Genomic DNA, 13,878 nt, shown 5'->3' on the forward strand with positions numbered 1-13,878 from the left:
CCTGAGGCGGGGTAACATAGGTCGCTACGCTAACACATTTCTTCGCCCTTTACTTGAGTTAATCCGCTGACCGTCTCAGTAAGCTGTGTTGCGCCAGATTCGATTTCGGCCATCAATTGCTGAACTTGATCCAACTTTTGGTTACCTTCACAAGCAATCCCCACCACCGCTTGAATAGCCTCGCCGACCTGGTTAGTCAATTGATGATTGTGCGTGATCACTTGAGAAATTTGCGCGGTAGATTGTGCCGTGCGATTGGCAAGCTTTCTGACCTCGTCGGCTACGACGGCAAACCCTCGACCTTGATCGCCTGCTCGCGCCGCTTCAATCGCTGCATTGAGCGCTAATAGATTCGTTTGTTCGGCAATGTCGCGAATCGTGTCTAAAATAGACTCAATTTTTGTCGACTGAATGTGTAACTCTTGCACTTTTTCTTCGGCATTGACCACTTTACTCTCAATCAGCCCAGACACTTCGCCCATTTGTGCTAAAGAAATTAATCCCTGATGAACGGTCGCTTTCGTCGCCAAGGCACTTGAGTGCGCATTTCTTGCCGCCTGCAATGCCCGCTGGCTTTCTTTTTGTGAGTGACTAATATCCGTGGCAAACTTGATCACTTTAACCACCTCACCTTGTTCATTAATAATGGGGTTGTATATCGCTTCAAGCCACAACGGATCACCTTGGGCATTGAGCCGTAGAAACTTTCCGGCATACGCGTGGCCCGCCGCTAACCGTGGCCAAAAATCCGGATTGTCTTGGAAAAAGGCTGGAGGACAAAACAAACGGTGATGCTGCCCTTTGATGTCACTTAACTGATATCCCACCGTTTGAGTAAAATTGGCATTGGCATCGACAATCGTACCATCGGGTAAAAACTCAATAATGGCGAATGAACGCTGCAACGCATCAAGAACATTCAACGACGCTAAACGCTGTTGATGTTGCACCGTGATATCACTGGCAATCTTCATCACTTTTACAACGTGGCCTTTTTCGATCACGGGAAAATAGGTAGCTTGTAACCAGATTTCTGAGCCATTTTGATGTTGGCGCCGAAAGACCCCCATAACGGACTCACCGCGATTGAGTTGACGCCACAGCGCTTGATATCGTTCGTCATTCACCTCACGAGCAAAGCACAACATTCGATGATGTTGCCCGACCAACTGTTGAGCTGAATACCCCACGCAGTGCTGTAAATGGGCGTTTGCGTGTAAAATCTCGCCTTGGGGGGAAAATTCAATAACCGCAACGTGTTGCTCTATCGCATTTAATACCGCGTTTGACCGTTGTAGCTGAGCCTCGAGTTGTTGAATCTTTCTTTTTTTGTTTGAACCAAACATATAAACCTACTTATTTCAAGTGATTAAGCCTGTTTAGTCCTAGCCTGTAACTATTGTTAATACGTCATCTTGACTTTGAAAGACTGAGGTAAAGAGGCAATGTTATGGAAACAATAAGTCGCTTCTTATCCGCCAAAGATCACGCATTAAGTGTAATAATATGTGTTTTTGGTGACAGTTTTATGATTAACGTTTGAAGGCGTAAAAGAGATTGCGCCTTTTTACTTCACCTGCCACTATTGACTCTTTCACTGACAAGGAAGCACTATTATGATCACAACAGGCCAAACATTACCTTCTTCTTATCTATCACAACGCACAGAAGAGGGTGTCGTCACTCACCAAACCGACTCGTTATTCGCCGGCAAAAAAGTCGTTCTTTTTGCGGTTCCGGGTGCATTCACGCCAACTTGTTCAGAGTCTCACTTACCTGGTTACGTTGTCTTAGCCGATAAAATAAAGGCAAAAGGCGTGGATATCATTGCTTGCGTGTCCGTCAACGACGTGTTTGTCATGAGTGAGTGGGGCCGAGTGAGCAATGCCGAGGAAATTATGATGTTGGCCGATGGCGATGCGAGCTTTACACGCGCACTTGGACTTGAGAAAGACACCGAAGGCTTTGGCGGTATTCGTTCACAACGTTACGCCATGATCGTTGAGGATGGTGTTGTGACGCACTTGAATATCGAGCAACCCAAACGATTTGAAGTGTCGAACGCCGAAACCATTCTCGATTTATTATAAACAAGCCTCAGTGGCTGTGTGAATTGGTACAGTCACTGTATCACCTTGTGCTGTATTTTCTGGTGTCATCATTTAAGCCAATGTCTATACGTCACCATCTCAAGGCGTAAGGTTCACGGAAATATCATTAGTGAAATGATCATTATTTTGCTTTAATAGCGCCACTTTTTATTTTTGTACTATGCAAATGTCTACTCAATTCAGTTTTACTCGCTCCTTACTTATGTGCAATGGTATGGCCGCTCTTATTACGGTTTTTAGCAGCACTTTATTTATCGATCGCTTTACGCTCATTCACGGTTTCTTTTTTGTTTTACTCTTTGTCGCCGCCTCATTATTAGCCGCTTTCGTGAACGAACGTCAGCAAAAAAATAGTTGGTCCGGTTTGCTTTCGGCTCATATTCCCGACTTTGGTCAACACGCTAACCTCAATCAATTAAAGGCGTATTTTCAGCAACTCAATGCTGAGAAAAAAAGCCAACTTGAGCGTGTCGAAGAAGCAGAAGCCCAAATAACACAGCTGAAAAAGGACGTACTACAGGCAAAAGAGCAACACCATACACTCACAGACCAATTACAAGAGTTGCTCGCAGAAAACGAACAACACAATCACGTTCGTCATCAACAAAGAGAAGCGTTTCAAGCCGAACTGCCCAATTGTGAATCAATTGCAGCTGGCTTAGAGAAAAGCAATCAAAACCTCGTCCACTCGGCCAAAGCGACGAAAGCGGACGCGGATTTCATTCGCAATTTTAAGGGCGATATCGAAAAGCTCGGCCAAGGCGTGATGCAAATTAATGAGTTAGCTTTGGAGATCAACGATATTTCCGACCAGACTAACTTACTGGCTCTGAACGCGGCTATCGAGGCCGCTCGGGCGGGTGAACAAGGACGCGGATTTGCCGTGGTGGCCGATGAGGTGAGAAATCTTGCTACTCGCGCTCGTGCCTCGAGTACCAAAATTGAAGAACGCATTGCCGCCGTTGTCGATGATGTCAATATTGCAACAAAAGCAATTGAGCGAATCCACAACAATGTTGATCAAGCGGTCATCTATACTGAGGCCGAAAAAGAGTCGATGGGTCATTTAAACGCCCAGTTTATATCGCTCAACAAGCAATTGCACCTTTGGTCAAAAGCCTAATTCACAACCGTGTCTTACTTGCTTTAGAGGCCATTTTACTTCGGCATTCACTCACGGATCTAAAAGCTCCTCTGCTGTATTACATACCAAGCAGAGGAGTAAATTTGCATCGCTCACTAGTGATAAGGTTCACATTTTTTGTTATTATGTGTTTTCACAAAGCGATTATCTCAGCATGTCCGACTCTCGTGCTTTCAGCGTGATAAAAAGCGAATCAGCCAAGCAGTGACTATATCACTGTCCACACACAACTTTGGGTACCTTCTGTGTTAACTACTGCAAATATCACCATGCAATTTGGCGACAAGCCACTGTTTGAAAATATCTCAATAAAATTTGGTAATGGCAACCGCTATGGCCTAATTGGCGCCAATGGCTGTGGCAAGTCTACCTTTATGAAAATTTTAGGTGGTGAACTCGAGCCTTCTGCTGGTGTTGTTTCTAAAGATCCAAACGAGCGTATGGCCAAATTAGGGCAAGATCAGTTCGCATTTGAAAACTACAGTGTCATTGATACTGTGATCATGGGCCATAAAGAATTATGGCAGGTCAAAGAAGAGCGCGATCGCATTTATTCTTTACCAGAAATGTCTGATGAAGACGGAATGCGCGTCGGTGATTTAGAAACTGAGTTTGCCGAAATGGATGGTTACTCTGCCGAAGCCCGCGCAGGAGAATTATTGCTTGGGCTTGGGATTGCTGAAGATCAACACTTTGGCTTAATGAGTGAAATTGCACCGGGTCTCAAATTGCGAGTTCTCTTGGCGCAAGTCTTGTTTGCAGAACCTGAGATCTTATTACTCGACGAGCCTACCAACAACTTGGACATGCACACTATTGCCTGGTTGGAGCAGATTCTTCTAGCGCGCAACTGCACTATGATCATTATTTCCCACGACCGCCACTTCCTCAATACCGTGTGTACTCACATGGCAGACCTTGATTACGGTGAACTCAGACTGTTTTCTGGTAACTACGATGAATACATGATTGCCGCCGAGCAAGCAAGAGAGCGCTTACACGCCGACAACGCCAAGAAAAAGGCGCAAATTGCCGAACTGCAAACCTTTGTCAGCCGCTTCTCAGCCAATGCATCTAAAGCAAAGCAGGCGACTTCTCGTCAAAAGCAATTGGATAAAATTCAGCTTGACGAAGTCAAACCATCCAGTCGTCAATCGCCTTTTATCCGCTTTGAGCAAGAAAAAGAGTTGTTTAGAAATGCATTAGAAGTAACAGGCTTAACCCAAGGTTACGAAGATAACATTTTATTTAACAACATTGACTTACGAGTCGAAGTTGGCGAGCGAGTAGCGATCATCGGTGAAAACGGTATCGGTAAGTCTACCCTACTCAACACACTCGCCCAAGTGATGACGCCTAAGTCTGGCGAAATCAAGTGGTCTGAAAACAGTAATATTGGTTATTACGCTCAAGACCACGCGCATGACTTCGAACGTGATATGACGTTATTGGATTGGATGGGACAATGGAAGAGTGACGGTGATGATGAACAAACGGTACGCGGTATTCTTGGCCGTATGCTGTTCTCTCAAAACGACATCAAAAAGTCGGTAAAAGTCATTTCTGGTGGAGAGCAAGGCCGTATGTTGTTTGGTAAGCTTATCATGCAAAAGCCAAATATCTTACTGATGGATGAGCCAACCAACCACATGGATATGGAGTCAATTGAAGCATTGAACTTGGCGCTCGAGAACTACAAAGGCACCTTGCTGTTTGTCTCTCACGACCGTCAATTTGTCTCGTCGATTGCCACCCGAATTATCGAAATCACCAACCAAGGCGTCGAAGATTTCCATGGCACCTATGATGAGTATCTCGCCAAACGCGCACTCACGCAGTAACCTCTGGCGATAGGAACTCTTCCCGAGCTAAAATCAAAAGCTCTACTCGAGAACGAGTAGAGCTTTTGATACATTGGCGAGCCGGTTTGAGTCACATTATCTTGAGTCGAAGATTGGCCAAGAATATTGGGGTTACGGCTTAAGTTTCTCGACCATTTCAACTAACCGATTAACGCCACGCGCCACATCCTCAAGCCCTGAAGCCACGTTGTTAATGCTGTCTTGACCGTGAACCGCAACGCCAGACACCGAGGTTAAATGGTTATCCATTTCTTCAATCAGCGAAGTGTTATTACCCACCACTGTCGCGATTTCTTCGGTTGCTGACGCCGTGCGTGAAGCCAAAGTCCTCACTTCATCGGCGACGACGGCAAAACCACGGCCGCTCTCTCCCGCCCTGGCAGCCTCAATCGCCGCGTTTAACGCCAGCAAATTGGTTTGCTCTGCAATAGAGCGTATCGTGGTGACAATTTGGTCAATATTTTTAGATTGTTCTAATAAGTGCCCACCAATTTGCGATGCTTCGTTGACCTGAGTGGTGATACTTTGTGACGTTTGAACCGCATCATTAAGCACTTGAATCGACAGTGAGGTTATTTGCGACGTTTGCTCTGACGTGGCAGCCGCCAACTCAACGGCTTGAGATGCCGTATTCATACGTTGAGTAATATCAGTGGCAAACTTAACAATTTTGTGCACCTTGCCATTTTGATCGTAAATCGGGTTATAAGTGGCTTCAAGCCAAAGTACTTCGTTATACGCATTTTTTCGCTTGAAGCGACCAGTAAAAAACTCACCGCTTTTTAACGTATCCCAAAAATGGGGGTTCTCTTGATAAAACTCAGGAAAACAGAAAATACGGTGATGTTTATTGACTACGTCATCTAGGGTATAGCCGACTGTTTTGAGAAAATTACTATTCGCGTTGAGAATATTGCCTTCTGTATCAAACTCAATCACCGCGGCCGACTTATCAAGAGCGGATAAAATAGAATGCTGAGATATTTTCTCTTTGGTTTGTTGAGTGACATTGTTGGCAATTTTAATCACTTTAATGACATTGCCTTTGTCGTCTTTTACTGGAAAGTAATTCGCTTCCAGATAAATGCAATCTCCTTGGCTACCAATGCGCTTAAAGGTGCCAGATGTGGCCTTACCTAGTCCAAGATCACGCCAAAAGTTGACGTACTCTTGCGAATTAATTAACTCCGCAGGGCAAAATATTTTATGGTGCTGTCCTACGACTTCCTCTTTGCTGTATCCGACGACTTGGAGAAAGTTATCATTTGCATCCAATATCACACCATCTGGGGTAAAAGCGATGTAAGCTGTATTTGCTCTAATCGCAGCCAAGTCATGCGCACTGTCGCTCTTATCCAGCGAGTTTTTGTTTGTTTTTGTGCCAAAAGACCACATACACTCTCCTAACCCTTTATTTTTTAATAATATAATTAATATATAAGAATAAGTATAAACGGCTTTTCTCGAGACGCGAATTTCACGCAGAATTAAAGGTAAAAAATAGATCCAATTCACTTTTTATTAGATGGCGACACGTATTTTAAATTTGTTACATCCATGTAAGTAAAAAGATAGAACCAACTCACAATACGAAACTAAACCTTCATACCTTTGTCATAAATTTGCATAAACCCTCTGCTTGGCCCTAGAAAGTCTTACTCATTTTGTATGATGATATTGACGCGTTTTAATGTAAGGCATTCACTTACTATCCTTCGGGGTACCGAAAAAATGTCTGCAAAACTCGCACAAAATCACCACTAATCTAACTAAGGAGCCCATAATGGCCAAAGCAAGTAAATCTAAAAAAGATCTTAAAAAATCATTAAAAAAAGCCAAAGCTAAAGTTAAAAAGATTAAAAAAGCGATCAAAAAAGCTTAATTAATCTGCTGTGTTGCAAGAGCGATATTGATTTATCGCTCTTGTCACCTGGACCTCCTACCTCTACCCGCCACCATCATTGAAATTTTGTGATCCATACACGTCTTTACTCATTTCATTAATATCATAAAGTTATCTTATCCTATACTCTCATTCATGATACTGACATTTTTAAACAAAGGCTCATTGTGGGAAAAGACATCACCAAAAGGCTTACTTGGGTAATGTTTTGGGCATTACTATTGCCCTCGATCAGCCAAGCGAATCACGCTTGGGACATTAATGGTTTTGGCTCACTGGCGGTGACACACACTGGTAACGAGACACTTGCCGTGCCTAACTATCTCGCCCAACAAAAAAAAAGCAGCAATAATACCTACTGGGGAGAGTCTTTGCTGGGTGTACAAGTCGATTACCACTTCAACCACCGCTGGAAAGTGAGCAGTCAGCTGATTGGTCAAACGTATTTTGAACACGATATCGACTCTTACCTGCAACGTCTGTTTGTCCAATACAACGACGATCAATTTACCGCCCGTTTAGGACGAATCGGTTTAGAAACTTACCTATTGTCGGATTATCGCAACGTTGGCTTTGCTTATCTCTGGGCCCACCCGTCTATGGAGTTTTACGGCCCCTTTAGCATGGACTACTACGATGGATTTGAGCTTGGCTATACTTTTCCCTTCGACTTCAATCAACTTAATTTTCGTTTGTATGGCGGTACGACCAAACAAATTATCCATCGCAATGGCGAAGTCTACGAGCTTAAAAATGAACCCATGTTTGGCGCAAAACTTCAATACGATACCGAAGCTTGGCTTTATCGCTTAAGCGCGGCGTATACAGAGTTTACCGATGACCTTTCCAACCTAGTTGAGTTGAGAAATGCATTAAATTCAATCACGCCTTTGTGGCCTGAAGCATCGACCTACGCAGATAGTTTGTTGCTTAAAGACACGAGTATTCACTATTACTCAACGGGGTTTCGCTATGAAGGCACGCCTTGGCTGTGGCAAACCGAGCTTAGTTACACTGTGTTTGAAACCGACCTTTTAGGGGATTTTTGGGCAGGTTACACCAGTTTGGGTTATCAATTTGATGAGTGGACTTTATTTTCTTCGCTTGGGTTTGTCGAGCCTACAGAACGCATTCGCTCGGTCGATGGTGCCCCTGCTTTTTTATCAGAACTTCAAGAGATTGCTGACACCGCTTTTAAAACTTCAGCAAACCAACACAGCTTTTCGTTAGGATTTCGGTGGGATTTTTATCCAAACTTCGCACTGAAAGCGCAATGGGATCGAACTTGGATAAAGCAATACGGTGGCGTGCTTTGGGTCTCTGACGAGATCAATAGCAATGATGAAATCATTAACACGTTTTCTCTCAAACTCGACTTTATTTTTTAATTATGAAAACTATTTTATTATTGCCATTATTATTTTGTTTATTTCTCAGTTTGCCAAGTAAGGCAGCGGAAGTCGTCGTGATTGTCAATCTAAACAATCCGATTTCTTCATTAGAAAAACGAGAAATCATCGATTTATTCATGGGTAAACAAAAAGCTTTTCGCCATGGTCAAAGCGCTCGTCCTTTTGACCAAAGTGAATCGTCAATAAAAGCATCATTTTATCATCACTTGATCAATAAAAATCTCGCTCAAGTCAATGCTTATTGGGCAAGATTACTCTTTACTGGACGGGCGTCCCCTCCGCAAGAGTTGAGTGATGACCAGTCGATAATCGAAGCGGTGAGAAAAGCCCCTGGAGCTATTGCCTACATTGATAGCCAGTGGCTAGATGACAGTGTCAAAGAGGTATTTCGTGTTCAAAAAGATTAAAAACACTTTAGTATTTCGAGTTGCTTTATCGATTTTTATCGCCTCTTTCATTTTGGCGTCTTTGAGTGCGGCCTATTTTTACCACGCGACGTATCAAAGTGAACTTCAGCGTCAAAATATTCAAATTCATCAATTAGCGCATACCGTACAAAACAGTGCCGCCATTGCCGCTTATTTAAGTGACCAGGAATTAGCTTTGCAAGTGCTGCGCGGCCTAACGCAAAATGACATCGTTAACCTAGCCAGTATTCGCGGGGAAAATGACTTTTCTGTCACCAGTAATTCTTTCAGTGAAAGAAAAACAACCACCCCCTACAGCTTAGACCTACCATCCCCTTTTTTACACGATGAAACCGTCGGTATTTTAGAAATTTATCCCAGACAAAACTTTATTGATCACAATGCCCAAATGACCGCTATTTATTACTCTCTTGGTTTATTTGTCTATGCCGGCGTCATTATTTTTCTCGTCAGTGTCTTGATATCAAAACAACTCACCACACCATTAGAAAGAATAAAAAAATCGGTTGACAGCGTCTTGCCCGGCAAAGACAAAGCACTCGCTTATCAACCCAAATACCCGGGTGATGAAATTGGTCAATTGGTCAAACACTCGAACTATTTGTTAACCTCCATACACGATACGTTAGAACGTGAAAAACAGCTAAGAGAGACCATAGAACGCGTAGAGAAGCGATTTCGACTGTTGTTTGAACAAGCCAGTGTTTGCATTGTATTGATGACCAGCGAAGGTAAAGTCGTTCTTTCCAACCAAGCGTATAAAAACACGGTGCAAAAAAATACTCGATTGCGTACCTCGCAAACGGATTTACTGCTTTTCCCCGACCTATTTGAATCGCCGCATAGGATGCATTCAAGTCTAAAAAATGTTCTAGATACTCAGCGTTTAGTCAATGATGATTTTCGTCTTAAAACCCACTTAAAAAAAGAGCAGTGGTATCATTGCTTGTTGTCGTTGGCTAAAGAAGAGACGGGGCATCACCTCATAGAGGCCATCATGTATGATATTTCCGAGCGCGCCAGTCGAGAGAAAAAGTTTCAATTTGAAGCCGATTTTGATTCCTTGACGACCCTCTATAACCGCCGCTCTGCAGAGCGCTACTTGCGAAAATGCCTTGAAAACACCCAAGACAAAAATCATTCTACTGCGATTGTGTTAATCGATTTGGATCACTTTAAGCCCGTCAATGACACCTATGGGCATGAGGCTGGCGATAAAGTCTTGATTGAAACAGCCAAGCGGCTGATGGGTGCCATCTTAAGCCAAGACCTCGTCTGTCGCTGGGGAGGCGATGAGTTTTTAGTGATCGTTCAATACCCGATAGGTGCCGTCAGCAGCTTGAATGCCTTAGTTCGAAATATCCTTACTCGACTCGTGCAACCGATAGAAATCAATCAACAGCTGACTGTGTCTATTGGAGCGAGTTTGGGTGTTTCTTGTACTGAGATTCACGGTCGGGATATGGCGCACTTAATTAACCTCGCCGATGAAGCCATGTATCAAGTTAAGCGAAACGGTAGAAATGGCTTTTGTTTGCTCGGCTCAGAGGCAACCTTTATCTGAGGCCTTAGGTTGACCGTCGATACCCGCTCCCTTTTTCATTGACTCAATGTGACTGAGAAAGTCACGCCTAAAAAGGGGGTAATACTCAAGCCTACAACAAAATAAAAGACCTCTTTGCTGTGCAAAGAGGCCTTATACCAATCTAACTAAGTAGCTGGTCACCCTAGCAGGTTAAAAAACTCAATAACATTGTTAAGAAAATAACCTGTGGACTAACTACTTAGATTATTTTCTTGCCTTGTTCTCAAGCTTGATCACTACGCTATCATTGATCACATACTTAATCAGATTGGTATTAGATCTAATCAAAGCACTGAATGGCGTTTACTGATCTTTGGGTGTCAGTAAGCGATAGAATACCGGCGTGAACAACAAGCCAAATACCGTAACCCCTATCATGCCAAAGAACACCGCATTACCCATCGCTTGACGCATTTCTGCTCCGGCACCGGTTGCCAACACCAAAGGAATAACCCCAGCCGTAAAGGCTATCGACGTCATTAAAATCGGGCGCAAGCGCAATCGGCATGCTTCGATGATGGCCTCCATATGCGTAGCACCTTGCTTGTGCTTATCTCGGGCGAACTCAACCATCAAAATGGCATTTTTTGATGCTAAAGCCACTAATACAATAAGAGCAATTTGCGTAAAGATATTATTATCTCCCCCCAGAGCATAGACTCCGGCTAACGCGGAAAAAATAGTCATAGGTACAATCAAAATAATCGCGAGTGGCAAACGCAAGCTTTCATATTGTGCGGCAAGGACCATAAAGACCAGAAGCACCACTAATGGAAAAACGTACACCATGGTATTACCAGCCAAAATTTGCTGATAAGTCACCTCTGTCCATTCGTAACTGATCCCTTTTGGTAAATGCTTGGCCAATACCTGCTCTATCGCTTGCTTGGCTTGATCTGAACTGTACCCTGGCGCAGGGCTACCATTGAGCTCCGCACTGATGTAACCGTTGTAATGCATCACCCTATCTGGACCTGTAGTGGGTTCAACAGTGAGCACCGAACCAAGTGGTACCATTTTCCCCGCGGCATTGCGTACTTTGAGCTGCATAATTTGCTCACGCTGGCTGCGATATTGCGCGTCGGCTTGTGCATTGACCTGGTACGTACGACCGAATAAATTAAAATCATTGACGTACGCAGATCCCAAGTAGACTTGCAAAGTGGTAAAAACATCATTGAGCGCAATGCCCTGTACAAGAGCTTGTTCGCGATCAATGTGAATGTCCATTTGCGGTACTTGAATACGATAGCTCGAAAATAGCCCAGTCAGCGCCGGGTCTTGACGAGCCTGATTGGTCACGGTTTGTAGCGCGTTAAACAATGCTTCAAACCCTTTATTGCCACGGTCTTGCAATTGCAATTTAAAACCACCAGTGGTGCCTAACCCCAGTATCGGTGGCGGTGGAAAAACGGCGACAAAAGCTTCATCAATCGCAGTAAATTGCTGATTGAGCGCCCCGGCAATGGCCATCGCAGATTCACTGGGCGATTGTCGCTTCGCAAAGTCTTCCAAGGTCACAAATACAATACCGCTGTTGGTGCTGTTGGTAAATCCATTGACCGACAAGCCGGGAAATGCCACGGTATGAGACACGCCCGGAACCTCTAGAGCGATGGCTTGCATGTGCTCAACCACCTCTTGAGTGCGATCTAAGCTTGCCGCGTCAGGCAATTGTGCAATCGCCACCAAGTACTGTTTGTCTTGCTGGGGAATAAAACCACCGGGTACCGCTTGAAATAACCCTACTGTCGAACCGATCAAGAGTAAGTAAACCCCGCCGACCACGACACTCAAACGGATAAGCTTTTTCACTACTTTTTCATACCCTTTCGCCCCTTTGTCAAACAAACGGTTAAAAGGTACAAACAACCAACGGCCAAATAACGTATCAAGCAAACGAGTTAACTTATCTTTCGGTGCGTGATGAGGCTTTAACAAAATCGCGGCTAACGCCGGTGATAAGGTCAGAGAATTAAAAGCAGAAATCAGCGTTGAAATGGTAATCGTCAAAGCAAACTGCTTATAAAATTGCCCGGATAATCCCGTGATAAAAGCGGTTGGGATAAACACTGCACACAACACAAATGCAATCGCAATGATCGGCCCAGTCACCTCACTCATGGCAATTTTTGTCGCTTCAAAAGGACTGTGACCCGCTTCGATATTGCGTTCCACGTTTTCCACCACCACGATGGCATCATCTACCACAATCCCGATGGCCAAGACTAAACCAAATAACGATAAGGTGTTAATCGACACACCCAATAATTGCATCACCGCAAAGGTCCCTATCAAGGAAACAGGCACCGCGATCAACGGAATAATTGAGGCACGCCAGGTCTGTAAAAAGACCACCACCACAATAACCACCAATAAAATGGCCTCAAGGAGGGTATCGATTACCGCTTCGATAGAGCCACGCACAAATACCGTCGGGTCATAAGCGATGTCATACGTCATTCCGGCCGGAAAATCTTTCGCCAACCTTGCCATGGTAGTGCGTACATCGTCTGACAATTCGATAGCATTTGAGCCCGGTCGCTGAAACACTGGCATCGCCAACGCCGGCTGATTGTCTAACATCGCACGCAGTGCGTAGTTCTCTTGCCCGAGTTCAATTCTAGCCACGTCTTTTAAGCGTGTTATCTGGCCGTTTTGGCCAACTTTGACGATGACATTTTCAAACTCTTCAACGCTTTCAAGTCGGCCTTTTACATTGAGCAAAATTTGAAATTGATTGGCAACCCCTGACGGTTGAGATCCCAATGAGCCAGCGGCTACTTGTTGATTTTGCTCTCTGAGTTGACTAACCACATCACTGGCGGTTAATTGACGCGCCGCCAGTGCCTGCGGATTTAACCACACACGCATGGCGTATTTAGCGCCACCAAACAATCGGATATCACCCACCCCTGGTAAGCGTTTAAGCTCATCTTGAATGTGTATGTCGGCGTAGTTAGCCATGTAGGAGGTGTCTTGTTTTCCCTCGGGTGAAACAAGATGAACCACCAAGGCAAGATTTGGAGAGGACTTCTCCGCCGTTACCCCTAAGCGCTGCACTTCCTCTGGCAACCGAGGCAATGCATTGTTGACTCGGTTTTGGACTTGTACCTGAGCTTTATCAAGATCCGTCCCGAGGGCAAAGGTCACCGTTAAGGTAAGAAGGCCATCACTGGTTGCTTGAGAAGAGTGATAGAGCATATTTTCAAGACCATTGATCTCTTGCTCTAAAGGCGTAGCAACCGTTTGGGCAATCACTTTTGGGTTGGCACCAGGGTAACTGGCACTGACCACAACGGTTGGCGGAACCACTTCGGGGTATTCGCTAACTGGCAATTGAAACAGGGATAATAGTCCTGTTATCACAAATACCAAAGACAGCATTGCGGCAAAAATGGGCCGCTGAATGAAAAAGTGTGAAAAGTTCATA

At 44.4% G+C, this 13,878-nt stretch carries 9 protein-coding genes; 6 read left to right on the top strand and 3 right to left on the bottom strand.

Translation table 11 applies throughout. The annotated features are described in order from the left end of the window. Positions 1 to 29: 29 nt before the first annotated feature. Positions 30 to 1,346: a PAS domain-containing methyl-accepting chemotaxis protein gene (locus tag AB0763_RS09180; RefSeq protein ID WP_306100445.1), complete on the bottom strand. Its 1,317-nt coding sequence runs from the start codon at positions 1,344 to 1,346 to the stop codon at positions 30 to 32. Between the two features lie 270 nt (positions 1,347 to 1,616). On the opposite strand from AB0763_RS09180, the gene AB0763_RS09185 reads away from it, so the two are divergent. The 3 genes from AB0763_RS09185 to AB0763_RS09195 all read left to right on the top strand — a co-directional run bounded on the left by AB0763_RS09185 (position 1,617) and on the right by AB0763_RS09195 (position 5,096). Beyond that, positions 1,617 to 2,090: a peroxiredoxin gene (locus AB0763_RS09185; protein ID WP_306100446.1), complete on the top strand. Its 474-nt coding sequence runs from the start codon at positions 1,617 to 1,619 to the stop codon at positions 2,088 to 2,090. A gap of 235 nt (positions 2,091 to 2,325) precedes the next feature. Further along, positions 2,326 to 3,234 carry a methyl-accepting chemotaxis protein gene (locus AB0763_RS09190; protein ID WP_306100447.1) on the top strand — a complete coding sequence of 303 codons (909 nt, stop codon included), beginning with the start codon at positions 2,326 to 2,328 and terminating at the stop codon, positions 3,232 to 3,234. Positions 3,235 to 3,500: 266 nt separating this feature from the next. Next, positions 3,501 to 5,096: an ABC-F family ATPase gene (locus AB0763_RS09195; protein ID WP_306100448.1), complete on the top strand. Its 1,596-nt coding sequence runs from the start codon at positions 3,501 to 3,503 to the stop codon at positions 5,094 to 5,096. A 132-nt stretch (positions 5,097 to 5,228) separates the two neighbouring features. Here the strand turns inward: AB0763_RS09195 and AB0763_RS09200 are convergent, their stop codons facing one another. Beyond that, the gene (locus tag AB0763_RS09200) at positions 5,229 to 6,512 is read right to left on the bottom strand and encodes a PAS domain-containing methyl-accepting chemotaxis protein (protein WP_306100449.1); all 1,284 of its coding nucleotides are present in this window, start codon (positions 6,510 to 6,512) and stop codon (positions 5,229 to 5,231) included. Positions 6,513 to 7,223: 711 nt separating this feature from the next. Between AB0763_RS09200 and AB0763_RS09205 the strand changes: the two genes are divergently transcribed. Genes AB0763_RS09205 through AB0763_RS09215 form a run of 3 tightly spaced genes read left to right on the top strand, consistent with a single transcriptional unit; the run spans position 7,224 to position 10,424 of the window. Further along, positions 7,224 to 8,408 carry a hypothetical protein gene (locus AB0763_RS09205; RefSeq protein WP_306100450.1) on the top strand — a complete coding sequence of 395 codons (1,185 nt, stop codon included), beginning with the start codon at positions 7,224 to 7,226 and terminating at the stop codon, positions 8,406 to 8,408. A 2-nt stretch (positions 8,409 to 8,410) separates the two neighbouring features. Continuing rightward, positions 8,411 to 8,839 carry a hypothetical protein gene (locus tag AB0763_RS09210; RefSeq protein ID WP_306100451.1) on the top strand — a complete coding sequence of 143 codons (429 nt, stop codon included), beginning with the start codon at positions 8,411 to 8,413 and terminating at the stop codon, positions 8,837 to 8,839. Then, a complete protein-coding gene (locus AB0763_RS09215) occupies positions 8,823 to 10,424 on the top strand; it encodes a sensor domain-containing diguanylate cyclase (RefSeq protein ID WP_306100452.1) in 1,602 nt (533 codons plus the stop codon). The genes AB0763_RS09210 and AB0763_RS09215 overlap by 17 nt, the downstream gene beginning before the upstream one ends. A gap of 324 nt (positions 10,425 to 10,748) precedes the next feature. Here the strand turns inward: AB0763_RS09215 and AB0763_RS09220 are convergent, their stop codons facing one another. After that, positions 10,749 to 13,877 (bottom strand): efflux RND transporter permease subunit, encoded by a 3,129-nt coding sequence (locus tag AB0763_RS09220; RefSeq protein WP_306100453.1) that lies wholly within the window; start codon positions 13,875 to 13,877, stop codon positions 10,749 to 10,751. Position 13,878: the final 1 nt, after the last annotated feature.

The organism is Vibrio sp. HB236076, assembly GCF_040957575.1.
Classification (GTDB): domain Bacteria; phylum Pseudomonadota; class Gammaproteobacteria; order Enterobacterales; family Vibrionaceae; genus Vibrio.

Coding starts and splice junctions, on each gene's coding strand:
- AB0763_RS09180 (WP_306100445.1), bottom strand. CDS start 1,346: ATGTTTGGTTCAAACAAAAAAAGAAAGATTCAACAACTCGAGGCTCAG.
- AB0763_RS09185 (WP_306100446.1), top strand. CDS start 1,617: ATGATCACAACAGGCCAAACATTACCTTCTTCTTATCTATCACAACGC.
- AB0763_RS09190 (WP_306100447.1), top strand. CDS start 2,326: ATGGCCGCTCTTATTACGGTTTTTAGCAGCACTTTATTTATCGATCGC.
- AB0763_RS09200 (WP_306100449.1), bottom strand. CDS start 6,512: ATGTGGTCTTTTGGCACAAAAACAAACAAAAACTCGCTGGATAAGAGC.
- AB0763_RS09205 (WP_306100450.1), top strand. CDS start 7,224: ATGTTTTGGGCATTACTATTGCCCTCGATCAGCCAAGCGAATCACGCT.
- AB0763_RS09210 (WP_306100451.1), top strand. CDS start 8,411: ATGAAAACTATTTTATTATTGCCATTATTATTTTGTTTATTTCTCAGT.
- AB0763_RS09220 (WP_306100453.1), bottom strand. CDS start 13,877: ATGAACTTTTCACACTTTTTCATTCAGCGGCCCATTTTTGCCGCAATG.